13 protein-coding genes and 1 riboswitch are annotated in these 17,454 nt (G+C 41.1%); of the genes, 9 read left to right on the top strand and 4 right to left on the bottom strand.

Translation table 11 applies throughout. From position 1 onward, the window contains the following. Window positions 1–41 precede the first annotated feature (41 nt). From ccoG to VUI23_RS03650, 6 genes are all read left to right on the top strand, one after another. Entirely contained in the window at window positions 42–1,472 is a 1,431-nt protein-coding gene (gene ccoG, locus VUI23_RS03675; protein WP_216047581.1) for a cytochrome c oxidase accessory protein CcoG, read from the top strand. Next, window positions 1,469–2,452 (top strand): serine/threonine protein kinase, encoded by a 984-nt coding sequence (locus VUI23_RS03670; protein WP_216047582.1) that lies wholly within the window; start codon window positions 1,469–1,471, stop codon window positions 2,450–2,452. The genes ccoG and VUI23_RS03670 overlap by 4 nt, the downstream gene beginning before the upstream one ends. A 41-nt stretch (window positions 2,453–2,493) precedes the next feature. Then, a riboswitch (cobalamin riboswitch) is annotated at window positions 2,494–2,723 on the top strand. A 69-nt stretch (window positions 2,724–2,792) separates the two neighbouring features. Next, window positions 2,793–4,658: a TonB-dependent receptor gene (locus tag VUI23_RS03665; RefSeq protein ID WP_342806870.1), complete on the top strand. Its 1,866-nt coding sequence runs from the start codon at window positions 2,793–2,795 to the stop codon at window positions 4,656–4,658. Between the two features lie 147 nt (window positions 4,659–4,805). Continuing rightward, window positions 4,806–5,459, top strand: a complete 654-nt coding sequence (locus VUI23_RS03660; protein ID WP_342806868.1) for a thiol:disulfide interchange protein DsbA/DsbL — start codon at window positions 4,806–4,808, stop codon at window positions 5,457–5,459. A gap of 30 nt (window positions 5,460–5,489) precedes the next feature. Then, the gene (locus tag VUI23_RS03655; RefSeq protein WP_342806866.1) at window positions 5,490–6,110 is read left to right on the top strand and encodes a thiol:disulfide interchange protein DsbA/DsbL; all 621 of its coding nucleotides are present in this window, start codon (window positions 5,490–5,492) and stop codon (window positions 6,108–6,110) included. A gap of 269 nt (window positions 6,111–6,379) precedes the next feature. Beyond that, window positions 6,380–7,555 carry an IS4 family transposase gene (locus tag VUI23_RS03650; RefSeq protein WP_342806734.1) on the top strand — a complete coding sequence of 392 codons (1,176 nt, stop codon included), beginning with the start codon at window positions 6,380–6,382 and terminating at the stop codon, window positions 7,553–7,555. Window positions 7,556–7,630: 75 nt separating this feature from the next. Here the strand turns inward: VUI23_RS03650 and VUI23_RS03645 are convergent, their stop codons facing one another. Further along, on the bottom strand, window positions 7,631–9,196 hold the full coding sequence (locus tag VUI23_RS03645) for a SulP family inorganic anion transporter (protein WP_216047586.1): 1,566 nt from the start codon (window positions 9,194–9,196) through the stop codon (window positions 7,631–7,633). Window positions 9,197–9,342: 146 nt separating this feature from the next. Then, window positions 9,343–9,963 carry an FKBP-type peptidyl-prolyl cis-trans isomerase gene (locus tag VUI23_RS03640; protein ID WP_216047587.1) on the bottom strand — a complete coding sequence of 207 codons (621 nt, stop codon included), beginning with the start codon at window positions 9,961–9,963 and terminating at the stop codon, window positions 9,343–9,345. A 253-nt stretch (window positions 9,964–10,216) separates the two neighbouring features. Between VUI23_RS03640 and ppc the strand changes: the two genes are divergently transcribed. After that, the gene (ppc, locus tag VUI23_RS03635; protein WP_342806864.1) at window positions 10,217–12,841 is read left to right on the top strand and encodes a phosphoenolpyruvate carboxylase; all 2,625 of its coding nucleotides are present in this window, start codon (window positions 10,217–10,219) and stop codon (window positions 12,839–12,841) included. Between the two features lie 85 nt (window positions 12,842–12,926). Here the strand turns inward: ppc and mdh are convergent, their stop codons facing one another. After that, window positions 12,927–13,862 (bottom strand): malate dehydrogenase, encoded by a 936-nt coding sequence (gene mdh / locus VUI23_RS03630; RefSeq protein ID WP_216047589.1) that lies wholly within the window; start codon window positions 13,860–13,862, stop codon window positions 12,927–12,929. 305 nt (window positions 13,863–14,167) lie between these two features. Here mdh and argR point away from each other — a divergent pair, with 305 nt between their 5' ends. Both argR and VUI23_RS03620 read left to right on the top strand, forming a co-directional pair. Next, window positions 14,168–14,632, top strand: coding sequence for a transcriptional regulator ArgR (argR, locus tag VUI23_RS03625; RefSeq protein ID WP_216047590.1), 465 nt, complete (start codon window positions 14,168–14,170; stop codon window positions 14,630–14,632). Between the two features lie 103 nt (window positions 14,633–14,735). Continuing rightward, the gene (locus VUI23_RS03620; RefSeq protein ID WP_342806862.1) at window positions 14,736–16,127 is read left to right on the top strand and encodes an ATP-binding cassette domain-containing protein; all 1,392 of its coding nucleotides are present in this window, start codon (window positions 14,736–14,738) and stop codon (window positions 16,125–16,127) included. A gap of 28 nt (window positions 16,128–16,155) precedes the next feature. Here VUI23_RS03620 and VUI23_RS03615 read toward each other — a convergent pair whose 3' ends face one another. Beyond that, complete coding sequence (locus VUI23_RS03615; RefSeq protein ID WP_342806860.1) at window positions 16,156–17,307, bottom strand: endonuclease/exonuclease/phosphatase family protein; 1,152 nt, start codon at window positions 17,305–17,307, stop codon at window positions 16,156–16,158. Between the last annotated feature and the right edge of the window lie 147 nt (window positions 17,308–17,454).

The raw sequence follows: 17,454 nt of genomic DNA, 5'->3' as shown, positions 1-17,454 counted from the left end.
AATTCGCCGGAGTTTCTAGCAGTCCCGTAAAGGAAAGATGAATGAGTGAACGCATTCCAATCAAAGATATATCCGCTGTAAAAGTTCACCAACCAGAAGCCAGTCAACACGAAAACGCGTACACCCCACGAAGTCGAATATATGTCCGCGCTGTTGAAGGCACACTAGAAACCTTTCGACGTTTTTTTGGCTTAATATTTCTTGGCATTTTTGCGCTCATCCCGTGGATTCAATTTAACTCACATCAAGCGGTACTATTTGATATTGGAGCTCAGCGCTTTAATATATTTGGTCTGACTCTTTGGCCTCAAGATTTAACCTTATTGGCTTGGATCCTTATTATTGGTGCCTTCGCATTATTCTTTGTAACCACCTTTGCCGGACGAGTTTGGTGTGGCTTTATGTGTCCACAAACCACTTGGACTTTCATTTATATTTGGTTTGAAGAAAAAATAGAAGGTGCTAGAAACAAGCGGATTAAATTAGACCAGCGTGAAATGGATTTCGACAAATTCTGGCGAAAGGCGCTGAAACACTTCGCTTGGGTGTCGGTGGCCTTGTTAACAGCATTGACCTTTGTCGGTTATTTCACGCCGATTAACCAGTTATTTATTGATTTCTTTACCTTTGACGTTAGTTTTTGGGCGGGCTTTTCAGTCATTTTCTTTACGGTTTGCACATACGGTAATGCTGGCTGGATGCGTGAAATTATGTGTACTCACATATGCCCCTACGCCAGATTTCAATCAGCAATGTTTGATAAAGATACCTTTACCGTTGCGTATAATCCAACTCGAGGCGAAAAACGAGGACCTCGTTCCAGAAAAACCAGTCACGAAGAGATTAAACAAAAAGGCATTGGTGACTGTATCGATTGCAACTTGTGTGTTCAAGTGTGCCCAACAGGTATAGATATCCGCAATGGTTTGCAATACGAATGTATTAACTGCGGTGCCTGTGTAGACGCGTGTAATGGGGTAATGGAAAAAATGAATTATCCCAAAGGACTCATTAGCTTTACGTCAGAACATGAATTGGCCGGCGGTAAAACTAAGATATTCCGTCCCAAATTGATTGGTTATGCCATAGTACTGTTTATCATGACCTCTCTTTTGGCCTATGAAATTATTGCACGGGTACCACTAGAAGTAGACATTATCAGAGACCGAAATTCGTTATTCAGAGAAACAAATGATGGTCTAATTGAAAATGTTTATACCTTAAAAGTACTGAATAAATCCCAAGCTGAGCACACCTATAAAATTGATGTGGTTGGCTTAGAAGGCAATAAATATATCGGTCCAACTCAGGTGACTGTTGCTGGCGGGGAAGTGTTGAACTTACCTATTAGCATCGCAATCGATCCCTATGCGTTAAATGAAACCGTGACTGAATTTCAGTTTAAGGTGACCTCAACAGACAGTGACGATCCTGTTCAAATGAGTGAAACTAGTAAGTTCATATATCGATGAGTGACTCAATTGCGACTACCTTTGATTTTGCGCAACTTGGTCCTGATACAATACTGGATGCCATTGAATCCCGAGGATACCTAGTAGATTCGGGCTTGTTGGCACTGAACAGTTATGAAAACAGGGTTTATCAATTTATTTGCGATGATAAGCGTCGATATGTGGCTAAGTTTTACCGACCACAGCGCTGGAGTCGCGAGCAAATTCAGGAGGAACATGACTTCGCACAAGAACTGCATGATCATGAAATTCCTGTGGTTGCACCTTTACGCACCAATAATGAATCATTACATAGTTATCAGGGTTTTTACTTTGCCATCTTCCCATCGGTTGGTGGCAGACAATTTGAAGTCGATAATCTAGATCAGCTTGAATGGATGGGACGGTTTATCGGTCGCATCCATCAAGTATCTAAAGGCCAGCCGTTTAGTTTCCGCCCTACTTTTAGTATTCAAGAGCATTTGCTTGATGCAAACGCAACCTTGCATAAAACCGAACTTATCCCCAGCAGTTTGCATACGGCTTTTTTTACGATTTTAGAACAAGTTACTGAATTAGCGGCAAGCTTGTATAAACCGAATTCATCCATTCGTCTGCACGGCGACTGTCATCCTGGCAATATTCTATGGCGAGATGGCCCAACCTTTGTCGACTTAGATGATTGTAGAATGGGACCTGCAATTCAGGATCTTTGGATGATGTTGTCTGGTGATACCTACCAACAACGAATCCAAATGGACACATTGGTAGAAGCCTATGAAGAATTTTCACAATTTGACAGCAGCCAACTCAGTTTAATTGAACCATTGCGGGCAATGCGCATGGTCCATTATATGGCTTGGTTATCCCGCCGTTGGCAAGATCCTGCCTTCCCGCAAGCGTTCCCTTGGTTTGCCGACGCCAAATATTGGGAACAACAAATATTAGCGTTAAAAGAGCAATATTCCGCACTCCAAGAGCCAAGCTTGACCTTATTTTAATTACAAAATTATAAAATCCTATTTTTTTAAGAACAGATAGATATAATGCACACCTCTTAGGTGCCACCACTGGTGGTTAAACGGGAAGACAGTGCAATCAGATACCAATCTGATTAATGCTGACGCTGCCCCCGCAACGGTAAGCAAGTGATACTCAAGGGTATTTTTGATTAATAAGTTACCACTGTTTGAAAAAATGGGAAGGTTATTAATCGAGTCTTTATTAGGACACTTGTGAGCCCGGATACCGGCCTGAGAAGTATAGGTTTGTAGTCAAAACTCCAAACTGTAATTCATATGACATAGTACTCGGGCGGAGTACTTAACAAGGCTAAACAACATGCAAAATAAAACGACTCTTTTAGCGTTAAGCGTTAGCTTGGCACTGGCATCTCCCTCTCTCTATGCGCAAACACAAAAACAGCAAAATCAACAAGACATTGAAAAGATGACCGTTGTGTCTAGCCGTATTCAATTGCCAACCAATCGACTAGCCACCAGTGTTTCAGTATTAGATGAGAGCGATATTGAAATGCAAACAGCTCTCAATGTAACTGAAATTTTACGTCAAACGCCAAGTGTCGGCGTGTCTAATTCTGGCGGTTTGGGTAAAAGTACTGTGGTTAGAATTCGTGGTGAAGAAGGGTTCAGAACCAAACTATATATTGATGGCGTGGAACTCAGTGACACTTCATCTCCTCAAGTTGCGCCGATTTTTGATGATGTTCTGATTGATCAGTTGTCGCGAATAGAAATATTGCGAGGCACCCAAGGTCTTTCCTACGGCGCAGATGCCGGCGGCGTTATAAGTATGTACAGCAAGCAACTAACCAAAGGTTTTGAAGCCAGTGGTACACTTGCAGCAGGGTCTTTTGATACACAAGTATTAAACGCTAATGTTGCTGGCGGCAACAACAGCGGTTCATTTTCGTTGTCAGCATCGAAAGTTAAAAGTGACGGTTTTAACGCGCAAGTTAGCGATGAAAGCGGTGAAAAAGATGGTTACGATAACCAAACTGTTCACTTTAAAGGCCAACTGGAATTAACTGATAAAATTGCAGCTTCTTTGGTATTTCGTAATGTTGATGCAGAAAATCAATACGACGGCTGTTACGACAACACCACCTTTGCACAAATTAATCAGTGCACAACGGAAGCGGATCAGCAAACTTTCCGCGGCGCTTTGAGTTATCAAGACAGTCATAGTCAACACCAAGTGGCTTACAACAAAACGGATGTTGAAAGAGATTTTATCAATAATGGTGAGTATGGATTTACCAATTCAGGCACTATCGATAAGTTTGAATACATTGGAAGTGTAAACTGGAAACAGCACGATCTTGTATTTGGTCTTGAAAAAGAAACCCAAGAAATCGAAAGCAGTGATTTAGACAGAAGTCAGAAAAGTCTATTTGTTGAGTGGTTAGGTCAGTTTTCAAATCAATTGGCGTTTAATCTAGGCTACAGATACGACGACAATGACACCTTCGGTAAACACAATAGCGTCCGCTTAGGTGCAGTCAAAGTAGTTTCATTTGATTTTGCGGATGTAAAATTTAAAACGACATACGGAACCGGCTTCCGGGCGCCAAGTTTGTATGAGCAAAGTTATAACGATGGCCCTTATGCATACGGTGAAGCTGCAGGCTTGCAATTGGCCGAAGAAAATAGTGAAGGTTTGGATCTGGGTTTCGTCATCGATACTCATAATGGATTGAGCGCTGAAATGGTATTTTTCAAACAATCCATCGAAAACGAAATCGTATTTGATTTAGCTGCTTACCAAGGATATTTGCAGTCTTTCGGTGAAAGTGAATCTAAAGGGGTTGAAACAAGCGTTGAACAAGTATTCGCTAACGGATTAAAAGTCTGGGCTAATTATACCTACAATGATGCACAAGACAGTGACGGTGAAGTTCGTTTGAGAAGGCCTAAAAATAAATTCAACCTAGGTATTAGACAAGCTTGGTTAGATGACAAACTCAGTGCTGAATTGACCTATAGAAGTGTCAGAAATGCGGTAGATATTGGTGGCGTGGAAATAGATGACTATCAACTTACGAACCTAACTGCCCGTTGGCAAATAGTTGAATCAGTCAGCATCAAAGCGGGTGTAAACAACCTTTTTGATGAGAACTATCAAGAAGTAAATGGCTTCAATACCGCAGGCCAAAACTTTTTTGTCGCAACGACGATTAGCTTGTAGAAATAATGCAAGATACAAAAAACCGCTTCGAGAAGCGGTTTTTTTATGCATTTCATCCACAGATTGTATTCATCTGACTGATTAACTATACCTAATCTTTTACTAGCTATGATAACCTTTGATAAATTTTTGAAGGAATTGATTGATATGAAAAAACTATCAACTGTATTAGCGTTATTTTTACTATTATCTCTGCAAGCCTGCTCCAAAGAGAGCTCATCAGAACAAGCCGAAATTCCATCTAAATGGAAAGAAGGTAAACATTACCTAGTGATTAATGATGAGGTTTCTGAAAAGCCTGAAGTACTAGAGTTCTTTTCGTTCTGGTGTCCTCACTGTTATAACTTCGAACCTATTGTTGAACAGATAAAACTAAAGTTAGATAAAGATGTCACATTTAAAAAGGTGCATGTTAACTTTATGCGTTTTACCAGCACACAAATACAAGATGCCGCAACAAAAGCCTTGTTAATAGGCAGAACTATGGACAAAGAAGAAGAAATGAATAGTGCTATTTTTAGTTATATTCATTTACAGCGTCAACCTATTACAGGCACACCTGAGTTAAGAAATATTTTCCTAGCCAAAGGCGTTGATACTGCCGAGTTTGATAAAGTGGAATCTAGCTTCCAAATTAACAACCTACTCAAGCAGAATAATCAAATTATAGAGACCTATCGTGAACATTTGAGCGGTGTACCAAATTTCATTATTAACGGAAAGTATCAAGCCCAAATTGTAGAAGGTATGACAAGGGATGATATTGCGGATTTAGTTGTTTGGTTATCTAAACAACGTTAATAACCTTATTTTTTACAGGATTTTATTTATATGATTTTTAAATTAACGCGCAATCTTTTAGTAGCATTTGTATGCGCAGTTCCAACTCTTGCAATGGCCCAATCTAAGTGGGAAGAAGGTGAGCACTACACGGTATTAAAAGAGATACCAAGTGAAACCAAACAGGTGCGCGAAGTATTTTCATTTTGGTGTCCACACTGTTTCACATTCGAGAGCATTGCCAAAGATTTAAAAAGTAAACTGCCAAGTGACGTGACCTTTACCAAAGCCCACGTGAACTTTATGGGAGGTGCTGAAAAAGATACTCAGAATGCAGCGACCAAAGCTATGTTAGCAGCACGCCAATTAGGTAAAGCTGACGAATTTAACACCGCTTTATTTACAGCTATTCATAAAGATCGCAAAAATATTGCCTCCATGGAAGACATTTTAAAGGTGTATGCAGAAGCTGGCGGTGACAGTGATAAGTTGAAAAAACTGGCCAATAGTTATGGAATCCGCGGTGCCGTGCGCAAAAACGATAAATTGACTTTAGGTGTTCGTAGCGTACCCACCTTTATCGTAAATGATAAATATCAGGCAATTTTCGGTTCAAAAATGACGCCGAATGAATTTGTTGAGTTAATTACCTGGTTAACTACCCAAAAATAAATCAACCTTTGATAGAACCTCAAGTCCATTTGAAAAGCCGGATATCATCCGGCTTTTTTGTACCCTTCTAAATAAACAACCTGAATGATGTTTCAGTCCAGTTTCACTAGCTAGTAATTTAGTTAGATGAAATTCTTGCTCACAACCAAGGTTCCTAAATCTTTCACTGGACTAAAGCCTGAAGAATCCCCACAGTAAAAAGAAGTAAGTGCTTGAAATTTGGTATTATATATTTCACCACAAAACAAAAATAACCAAACTCAAGCACTATGAAGCTATTATCAGATTTATTTACCTTAGATTCAAACGTTTTAGATCCGCGTATTACCACCTCACTGTTTACCGCTGCTAAAAGCCTCATAAATGGCTCTGAATTAACCTTAACAGCGATGGGAAGAAATGCGGCTTGTGACACTGGTGGCATTGAAAAGCACAGTATTAAACGGATTGACCGACTGTTGGGAAATCCTCGACTACACCGGGTTATTCCTCGCTATTATCAAATCATACAAAACTTGTTTATCACGGAAAAACATCCGTTAATTCATATTGACTGGTCAACGGTGTACAACTACAACTTTGTGATGTTAAGAGCAGCTATCTCCATTAAAGGTCGGGCGATTACGTTGTATGAAGAGGTGCATCCTGAGGAGCAACATGCTCAGCCGATGATTCAGAAACGTTTTTTAGCTAGGTTAGCTAAACTCTTACCGAGTGACTGCCAACCGATTATTTGCACAGATGCCGGGTTTAAAATACCTTGGTTTAAGGAAGTGAGCCGACTCAACTGGTATTGGTTGGCAAGAACCCGCGGCAGTGTGAAATGTAAATTGGCGACGGAAAATCAATGGCGCTACGTAAGTGATTATCATACTCGAGCCTCTTCTAAGGCCATGGAGCTTCCCATTTGTACTTTATCGAAAAGAAGTCAGTATTCGTGTCGAGGCGTTTTATTCAAAGGGAAAAACAAACAACGACATAATGTAAATAGAAAAGGGGTGGTGACCAAAGACAATATTAATAAGCGTCATAGCAAGTCCGCCAAAGAGCCTTGGTTCTTAGTCTCCAACCTTCCGCAAAATCAATTCGGAGCGAATAAGCTTGTCCATTTATATTCACGTAGAATGGCCATTGAAGAATCGTTTAGAGATTGTAAAAATGAATACTATGGACTGGGATTATCCCGTAGTTTAAGTCGCTGTGAAAAACGTCTGCAAGTCATTTTACTCTTAGCCATGATGGTACAATTCTATCTATACTGTGTGGGTAAAGCGGCAGAAGCCCAGGGCTATCACCGCCATTTCCAAGCAAACACCATCACGAGCCGGCGCGTACTATCTTACGGGTATTTAGCTCTGAGACTGCTCAAGCATTCTCGGTTTTATCTAAATGAGAACATGCTCAAAGCATCCATCGAAGCCCTAGTGGAGGATGCAAAATGTTGATGCCGCTGTGGGGATCCCTCAGACTAAAGCCCAGCCTACAAAATCTGTAGATCGGGCTTCAGTCCGAGGATATATTTATCCCAATTTATCGGAGGCAATGCGATAACGAGGATCTTCATTTACATTCATTTCCACGTAGCCTTGAGCCTTGGTTAACAGGTTAGTACACTCAGGGCTAATATGCCGAATATGTAGCTTCTTGCCTTGAATTTTGTACTTATCAGCCAAACCATCAATTGCATCTAAGCCTGATGAATCCCAAATACGTGAATCTTTAAAATCAATGACCACGTCCTGTGGGTCATTTTGCGGATCGAATAAATCTCTGAAGTGTAAAACTGAACCAAAAAACAAGGGGCCGTCAAGTTCGTAAACTTTCCAACCGTCTTCATCTGTATGGGTTTTCGCACTAATATGGGTGGCGTGTTTCCATGCGAAAACCAGCGCAGATACAATGACCCCTACTACCACTGCTATCGCTAAATCGGCTGCAACGGTAATCCCCGTGACCAAGAACAACACAAATGCATCTTCTTTGTTTACACCACGCACAATGCGAAACGAAGCCCATTCAAAGGTACCTATGACTACGATAAACATCACCCCCACCAATGCGGCCAATGGAATCATTTCAATCAGCGGTGCAGCGAATAAAATGAATCCTAACAATACCAGTGCAGCGGTAATACCAGAAAGACGACCACGTCCACCGGAGTTGATGTTAATCATGCTCTGACCAATCATGGCACAACCACCCATGCCACCAAAGAAACCATTGACGGTATTAGCAACACCTTGACCTACACATTCTTTGTTACCACGACCGCGAGTGTCAGTCATTTCATCGATTAAAGACAAGGTTAACAATGATTCAATCAAACCAACTAAACAGAGAATGACTGAAGTAGGTAAAATGATATACAAGGTTTCCATGTTCAACGGCACCATAGGTACACTGAAGCTAGGTAATTCACCGGCTAAAGTTGCTGTGGCCTTTTGATCTTCAGGTAACATGCCGCGTACAAAATCAATCACGGTGCGAGCTTCTAGATCTAAGCCATGCACTAACAGCGTTACGGTTACAATAGCCACAAGGGAAGCGGGTACAGCGGTAGTTAGCTTAGGTAAAAAATAGATAATTGCCATAGTCAATGCAACCAGACCAAGCATCCAATAAAGCATGCTGCCTTGCATCCATTCTTGAACACCAAACTCATTGACTATTTTGAATTGCCCTAATTGGGCAAGGAAAATGACGATAGCCAAACCATTTACGAAGCCTAACATTACCGGATAGGGAACAAGCCTGATGAACTTTCCTAGTCGGAATATGCCCGCTAAAATCTGTAATATTCCAGCTAAAATAACCGCGGCAAATAAGTATTGGATGCCATGCTGAGCGACCAAGGCAACCATGACCACCGCCATCGCGCCCGTTGCGCCAGAAATCATTCCCGGTCTGCCACCAATTGCAGATGTTATTAGGCCCATCATAAATGCAGCGTATAACCCCACCATAGGTTCAACGCCAGCAACAAAGGCAAATGCAACCGCTTCAGGAACCAATGCCAATGCAACGGTTATTCCTGATAGCACGTCATTTTTGACGTTACTGTCACGGTTGGTTATCAGGTCAATCATTTACTACCCCAAATTTTTATTTTATTAATTAAATTATTCAATCGTTCATTTTAGCAGCTAAGCAGGTTTAGATCTTTTAACGGTTTGTTAAAAGACACAAAAAAAGGCCGGATAAATCCGACCTTTAAATACGATATTTGCAAATACTAAGCAACGATATCTAATAGTTCCACATCGAATACTAGAGTACTGAAAGGACCAATTGCGCCGCCAGCGCCTTGTTCACCGTATGCTAAATCATGTGGAACGTGCAAACGCCATTTAGATCCAACAGGCATCATTTGTAATGCTTCTGTCCATCCTTTGATCACGCCATTTACTGGAAACTCTGCAGGTTCGCCACGCTCATAAGAGCTATCAAATACATTACCGTTAATTAAAGTACCGTGGTAATGTGTACGTACTTTAGAAGTAGCAGTAGGTTTTTCGCCTTCACCAGCAGTCAATACTTCATACTGCAAGCCAGAAGGTGTCACTGTAATTTCAGAACGTTTAGCATTTTCTGCTAAGTAAGCTGCGCCTTCTTCGATTGCACCTTTATGCTGATCTGCTTTTGCAGCTTGCATACGTTGGTGAATTTCGTTAAATGCAGCTCCCAAAGTTTGATTATCAACTTGTGGGGTTTGCTTAGCAAAAGCGTCTGCTAGACCAGCTTTTACTGCTTCAATATCAAGACCTTCAAATGGGTTAGATACTAATTGTTCGCCCATTTGGTAACCAATACCATAGCTTGCTTGAAGCTCAACACTGTTATATTTTTCTGACACGTTATATCCTGTTTTGATTGGGAAAGATAAAAAGTGAATGGTATCATAGTTAACGTGTTGCCTTGTACCCCAAAAGCTAATTGGTTAGATACAAAATTAGTAAAATAATAAAAGTCATAGAATAAGCTGCAAAATAATAATAAAAGCTCATCTAAATGACCTTAAGATTAAGTATGATTTAACTTTGTACCCGAACTAAAACATATTTTATTAACTCAAAAATTCTAATTTGTATATTCAGTTTGGAGGATGTGTGAAAGAGCAACTAGCAGTTCAATTGAAGGAATCTGTACGATTTCTAGGAGCGACTCTCGGAGACACAATTCGTGCTCAGCTTGGTGAAGAGTGGCTTGAACGAATAGAATCAGTGCGTATCGGCGGACGGAAATCCCATTTAGGCGATAAAGACTCAACTCAGCAATTAAAAGATCTATTTGCTGAACTCAATAATGAAGATCTTCTGACCGTTGGCAGAGCGTTTTCACAATTCCTTAATTTAGCCAATATAGCCGAACAGGAATTCAATAGTATTTCGATAACAGATGATCCTGTTGAAAAGTTATTCGAACATTTAGATGAAGCAAAAATCGATCAAAGTGACTTTGCTGATGCATTTGAGCAACTTAAGATCGATTTGGTACTTACCGCACACCCAACAGAAGTTACCCGTCGTACATTAATTCACAAACACGGTGAGCTGGCTCGCTGTTTACGTGAAATGCACCAAAGCATGCTTTCAGACGAAGAACGTAGCGAAATAGAAACGCGCATTGCCGACTTGATTAGTCAAGCTTGGCATACCGAAGAAATACGCTCTGTTCGCCCGACTCCAGTAGATGAAGCGCGTTGGGGATTCTCAGTTATTGAGAACTCATTATGGGATGCGGTTCCTGCGTTTATCCGCTCATTGGATAAAAAGGTTAACAGCAAGTTTGGTATTTCATTACCAATAGACGCTTCACCAGTGCAATTTAGTTCTTGGATGGGTGGTGATCGTGACGGCAACCCAAATGTAACCTCTAAAATTACCCAAGAGGTGTTGTTGCTTGCCAGAAAACGTGCAGCGAAACTGTTTGCCAAAGATATTGATGCTCTGCAAGTAGAACTCTCTATGGGTGACTGCGATCAAGCGCTTAAAGATATAGTCGGTGAAGACCAACTAGAACCCTACCGTGCATTGTTACGCCCCCTTTATCATAGACTTGCAAAGACGCAAGAAGGTATCGACAATTATTTAGCTGGTCATCAAGTTGATGATAGTAATTGGGTGACTTGTCAAGATGACATACTGGCACCTTTGTTAACCTGCTATCAGTCATTGCATGCTTGTGGAATGCAAGTTATCGCCGACGGCAAACTATTAGACACCATTAGACGTGTACATTGTTTTGGTGTGCACTTACTTAAATTAGATATTCGACAAGATTCAGAACGCCATGCTCAAGTATTTGGCGAGTTAACACGCTACTTTGGCATGGGTGATTACATGCATTGGAGCGAAGAAGACAAACAAGCGTTCTTGTTAAAAGAATTGGGATCTAAACGTCCACTTATTCCGGAAAACTGGGAACCTTCGGCAGAAGTCCAAGAGGTTTTAGATACCTGCCGCATTATTGCTAAAAACAGCCAACAAGGTTTTGGGATTTATATTATTTCAATGGCAAGTCTGCCCTCAGATGTGCTTGCTGTGCAGTTACTGCTTAAAGACACAGGTGTTAAATGGCCAATGCCAGTAGCACCACTGTTCGAAACCTTGGATGATTTGAATAACGCTGCAATTGTGATGAAACAATTGCTCAGTATCGATTGGTATCGAGGTTATATTCAAGGTAAACAGTACGTAATGATTGGTTATTCTGACTCAGCAAAAGACGCCGGTGCGTTGGCCGCTGGGTGGGCCCAATACGAGTCTCAAGAAGCATTGGTTAAATTAGCCGATGAATTTGAAACCAAGTTGACCTTGTTTCATGGTCGCGGAGGTACAATCGGACGTGGAGGTCTACCTGCACATGCTGCTATCCATTCACAACCTCCAGGTTCTCTCACCGGTGGTTTTAGGGTTACTGAGCAAGGTGAAACCATACGTTATAAATTTGGTATGCCGGAACTTGCGAAAGGAAGCCTAGGCTTATACGCCAGTGCGATTCTAGAAGCGATATTGTTTCCACCACCTAAGCCAAAACAAAAGTGGCGAGAAGCGATTACCTCTATGGCCAACGAAGGTCGTGATAACTATCGTAAAATAGTACGTCATGATGAAAACTTTGTGCCCTACTTTAGAGTGGCAACTCCCGAACAAGAGCTCGGCAAATTACCCTTAGGTAGTCGTCCAGCAAAACGCAAACCAACAGGTGGTATTGAGAGTCTCAGAGCAATCCCATGGATTTTCGCATGGGCGCAAACGCGGTTGGTTTTACCGTCTTGGTTAGGTTCAATGAAAGCAGTGACCGATTACTACCAATCAGGTCAGCAGCAGATCATTGATGATATGTTGGAAAATTGGCCATTCTTCCATTCCCGCTTATCGATGCTTGATATGGTGTTTAATAAAGCAGACACCAGAATAAGCAAAGAATATGATGATCGTCTTGTACCGGCTGAATTGCAGTATTTTGGTGAAGCATTGAGAACCGAGCTAGATGAAAGCATTGAATCTTTGCTCAAATTATTAGGCCAAGAGACTGTAATGGAAACGGATCCGCGAGGAAAAGAATCCATGAGTATTAGAGCGGGTTACTTGCAACCTTTGCACTTCTTGCAAATTGAATTGTTATCTAGAATAAGAAAATTAGATGACAGTCAACACGATGCGTTATTGGAAAGAGCAATGATGGTAACCATCGCAGGTATTGCTGTGGGCATGCGTAATACAGGTTAATTCTGGCTGAACTAGCCTGCATAAAAAAGCCCCTTGTAGTTAACTACAAGGGGCTTTTTGTTAGGTTCGGTAATAGGTTAAATGCTTAACCTTTTACGAATTTAACACCTAACTCAATATCGCCACGCAAACCGTCAAGCATTGAATCTTTTGCGTTTTGTTCAAATTCACTCAACTCACCGTAGGGTAGAATTTCTTCTACACCGTTAGGACCTAGTCTTACAGGGTGAGAGAAGAATACTGCGTCGTCTGAGTTGGTTTCAACATAAGTATATTCAACCACGTTGTCGCCTTTCATAGCAGCTACTAGAGACAAACAGAATCTTGCCGCAGCTTGACCCATTGACAAAGTAGCAGATCCGCCACCGGCTTTTGCTTCAACAACTTCAGTACCAGCGTTTTGAATGCGAGTAGTTAAACTTGCTATTTCATCATCGCTAAATGTCACACCTTCAACTTGTGAAAGTAGAGGTAAAATAGTTGTACCAGAGTGACCACCAATAACAGGAACGTGCACACTAGTAGAGCTCAAACCTTTCAATTCAGCTACAAAAGTTTCAGAACGGATAACATCAAGAGTAGTTACACCGAACAATTTGTTTTTGTTGTAAACACCCTTAGCTTTTAACGTTTCTGCTGCAATCGCAACAGTAGTGTTAACTGGGTTGGTAATAATACATGTACATGCATCAGGACAGTTATCCGCAATACCTTCAACTAGGTTCTTAACGATACCCGCATTGATATTGAACAAATCAGAACGATCCATACCTGGTTTACGAGGTACCCCTGCTGGGATCAAAACAATATCACAACCTTGTAACGCAGTTGCTAAATCATCTTTACCAAAACCTTCAACTTTTACGTCTGTAGGGATGTGGCTCAAATCAACTGCCACTCCTGGCACAACAGGTGCAACATCATATAAAGCTAACTCGGAACCAGCTGGTAACTGGGTTTTCAATAAAAGAGAAAGGGCCTGACCGATACCGCCTGCAGCACCTAATACCGCTACTTTCATAGTTGTCTCCTGTGGGACTATTAAATTGACGGCAAACCATAGAGTAAGCCGCATGAAAAAACAATTTATTGTGGTGAATGTTCACTATCTGTTTTGCAATATAACTCTTTTAGCCTAACATTCAGTTAGTTTTTAAGGCTTAACAGAATATATGGGTTAGATGCTACGAATTCAATACTTAGTAGTAACTCAAAACAGACACTTTAACTATATGATATTAATGCAAAGTATTTTGCTGCTTGTAAACAAGGCTACCTACCCTGTTTAGATTGTGTCAAACTATAGCAGTTAATAGCGAGGGTGGCATGTCTAATACAAAACAAGAAGAATTGGTCAAAGCATTTAAAGATATTTTAAAAACGGAAAGCTTTGGCTCTCAAGGTGAAATTGTTGATGCACTAACGGAACAAGGCTTTGGCAGTATTAGTCAATCCAAGGTTTCCCGTATGCTAAGTAAATTTGGCGCGGTACGCACCCGCAATGCGCGCGGTGACATGGTTTACTGTTTGCCACCAGAGATGGGAATGCCCACGGCAAAAAGCCCATTGCGTCAATTAGTATTAGATATTGTGCACAACAATGTCATGGTAATCATTCGTACCAGTCCAGGTGCAGCTCAACTCATCGCGCGCTTATTGGACTCCCTTAGTCAAAAGGATGGTGTATTAGGCACTATTGCTGGAGACGATACGATTTTTATCGCACCTGCTGACATCAGCAATATTGAAGAAACCCGTAAAAAAGTTGAAGCCCTATTTGAGAATGTTTAACGATTTTCACTCTAACAAATAGGCAGCTACCCGTTTCAACTATAAATTAAAACGTGACATTACCCTTTAGAGATCCTTTCGTATAATTGTGAGTTGTTTAGCAATGATAACTATCGAGCATTTTCATCATCCTAAATTAGCCGTAAAATCTTGGCGAATTTGTAAACATAGCGCCGTAGCGGTGTTAGGCAAAAATGGTTCAGGGAAACAATTTGTCGACCAACTTCTGTTAGGAAAATTAAATAATGCCGAATACAGCAGCTTAAATTTACCCGCAAGGGATTTAGTTGCACTGGTGTCTTTTGAAACCTTGCAGGCCGTATATGAAAACGAATTAAAGATTGATGAAACCGATATCACCGATGAAATTGATTTTGGCACTCCGGCAAAAGACTTTTTACCCCAAGACAAACTTGACCACCCATTTATTGCCAGCTTCCACTTAGAACATCGCCTTGATACCGGTTTTCGACAGCTCAGTACTGGCGAGTCGCGCAAGCTGTTAATCTTAAAAGCGATATTATCTGGCGCTACCTATATTATTTTGGATAACCCATTTGATGATTTAGATCCATCATCAAGGGCGCAATTAAGTCAGGTGTTAAGTCAGCTAAAACACCAAGATATCACCTTGATTATATTACTCAGTAATCGTCAAGACATCCCAGACTGGATCACAACATTCGCGCTGGTAGAAAATAATAGTTTGCATGATTTGAGTGGATTATCAGTAAGTGATGCGCAAGCCACTATCGACACCATATTTGCTTTTGATGCACTAGATAAATCATTACTTGAGCGGATGATATCCGATAAACATAGCCACAATAAAAAACCGCTAGTGCGCATCAATAACGCAAATGTTATTTATACCGAAAATCATGCACTCAAAGCCGCCAATTTAAGTATTGATACGTTCCAGCACACAATCATTACCGGACCCAATGGATCCGGCAAATCAACATTACTGCAATTGGTTACCGGTGACTGTCCACAATGTTTCAGCAATGATGTCACTGTTATGGGCTATAGGCGCGGTACCGGTGAAACCATCTGGGATATCAAAAAACACCTAGGGATAGTTTCCCCTGATATCCACCGTTCGTATCGAGTAAGCTGCAATGCATTAACCGTGGTCCTGTCAGGATTCATGGACTCCATTGGTTTGTATAAAGACGTCACTTCTAGCCAGAAACAACAAGCATTAGCATGGCTAGATTTGATTGGTCTTAGGCCACTGGCCAACAGTAGCTTCAAACAGCTTAGTTTTGGTGAACAGCGTTTGTTATTGATCGCGCGAGCCTTAGTTAAGTTCCCATCACTTTTAGTGTTAGACGAGCCCACACAAGGTTTAGATGAAATTAATCGGCGCTTGGTACTAGATGTGATTACGACTATTGCTAAAAAACAGTTGGCAACCATTCTCATGGTTAGCCATCGTGAAGATGAACGCTTGCCAATCTTTGCCCAGCACAAAGAATTGCAGGCTGGATAGTCGCAAGGGTTAACCTACAATATGTAGGTTATTTCAACTCAACTTCGCGCCACACTAGGCGATGATCAGATGATGCTTGTCGTTCTTCAACTAATTCACTACCTGGCTCACTTTTACTGGGCCAGAATACCCCTGAGTCGAGTATTGAAAGGCCAGCTTTAGATGGCAGCACATAGTCAACAGTTAAGCCCCACTTTGCGGTATGATATTTGGCATTAGGGTTATTCAAGTTTGACTCTTTCGCACCAGCACTTTTGGGTAATTCGTGTTGAGCAACACGGGGATGAGCAAGTAAATCAGCCATCATAGTGCGTTCTCCATCGCCTTCATTTGCAGATGCATTCAAATCCCCTAATATAACAAAACGCTCGCCACTGAAGCCGCCTCTGTTGCCCTTATCATCATAGATATAGTCAGCTTTTGAACCGGCGTCTAAATAATCATTCCAAAATTGAATTTCATCATGATTTCGCAAACCATTACGATTTTCCGGCCCATCAAATACCGGAGGAGTTGGATGACTCGCAAGAACATGTACCGTCTTACCTTCTATGTTAATCGGAATATCCCAATGGGATTTAGACGATAAGCGTAAGATTTGAATCGCCTCAGGTGAATACCAAGCACTACCATCGGTGTTCTTAATTTTCCCTAAAGTGTTGTGAGGCATGTCTTTCCACAAGAACTTTTGGAAAGTTCGAGCGCCCTGCAAATCAATGGGATAGCGGCTCAATAGCAACATCCCATACTGTCCAGGATAACGACCAAAACCAAAAGCATCACTACCTGAGTTTTCTATTTTATCGTCGTTATTTAAGTCAACACCGCTAGCAACCCCTGTGTTGACCGGTGCATAGTAAAAATATGGGTAATCAATAGCCCGCTGCCCTTGCTGTGAAACCTGCAAATAATTGTTGATAAAAGCGTCAGGACCCAACGACGGATCGCTGCTGTAATCAAACTCATTTAGCAGAATAATATCAGGCCGAATTCGTTGAATAATCTGTGCAATATTTTTTATCTGTTGGTTATCGCCTGTGGCTAAATGCTTAAACAACAAAGTCGGATCATGCTGGTTTTGCTGCGCTTCTGTCCCTCGATAATTGTCCGCTTCCATACTCACATTAAAGGTCGCCACTCGAATTGTTGGTTGAGAATTAGCACAGCTAACTAATTGCATTGCGATTAGCACTCCTAAGATTATCGAAAAGAACTTCATTTTTTATCAACCCGCATATTAAATACCTCGAATCTATTAGTATATCTTACCTTCAAACACAAAAAAGCCGGTCATAAAGACCGGCTTTTACATTGGTTTAACTTACAA

The sequence above is a fragment of the Alteromonas sp. M12 genome (assembly GCF_037478005.1).
Taxonomy (GTDB): Bacteria; Pseudomonadota; Gammaproteobacteria; order Enterobacterales; family Alteromonadaceae; genus Aliiglaciecola; species Aliiglaciecola lipolytica_A.
The sequence above is the reverse complement of the archived record's forward strand: the minus strand, read 5'-3'. Positions and strand labels throughout refer to the sequence as shown.

What these genes read in the sequence shown, in the direction of transcription:
- VUI23_RS03670 (WP_216047582.1), top strand. Translation starts at nt 1,469, where the DNA reads ATGAGTGACTCAATTGCGACTACCTTTGATTTTGCGCAACTTGGTCCT.
- mdh (WP_216047589.1), bottom strand. Translation starts at nt 13,862, where the DNA reads ATGAAAGTAGCGGTATTAGGTGCTGCAGGCGGTATCGGTCAGGCCCTT.
- VUI23_RS03655 (WP_342806866.1), top strand. Translation starts at nt 5,490, where the DNA reads ATGATTTTTAAATTAACGCGCAATCTTTTAGTAGCATTTGTATGCGCA.
- argR (WP_216047590.1), top strand. Translation starts at nt 14,168, where the DNA reads ATGTCTAATACAAAACAAGAAGAATTGGTCAAAGCATTTAAAGATATT.
- VUI23_RS03665 (WP_342806870.1), top strand. Translation starts at nt 2,793, where the DNA reads ATGCAAAATAAAACGACTCTTTTAGCGTTAAGCGTTAGCTTGGCACTG.
- VUI23_RS03660 (WP_342806868.1), top strand. Translation starts at nt 4,806, where the DNA reads ATGAAAAAACTATCAACTGTATTAGCGTTATTTTTACTATTATCTCTG.
- VUI23_RS03615 (WP_342806860.1), bottom strand. Translation starts at nt 17,307, where the DNA reads ATGCAATTAGTTAGCTGTGCTAATTCTCAACCAACAATTCGAGTGGCG.
- VUI23_RS03650 (WP_342806734.1), top strand. Translation starts at nt 6,380, where the DNA reads ATGAAGCTATTATCAGATTTATTTACCTTAGATTCAAACGTTTTAGAT.
- ccoG (WP_216047581.1), top strand. Translation starts at nt 42, where the DNA reads ATGAGTGAACGCATTCCAATCAAAGATATATCCGCTGTAAAAGTTCAC.
- VUI23_RS03620 (WP_342806862.1), top strand. Translation starts at nt 14,736, where the DNA reads ATGATAACTATCGAGCATTTTCATCATCCTAAATTAGCCGTAAAATCT.
- VUI23_RS03645 (WP_216047586.1), bottom strand. Translation starts at nt 9,196, where the DNA reads ATGATTGACCTGATAACCAACCGTGACAGTAACGTCAAAAATGACGTG.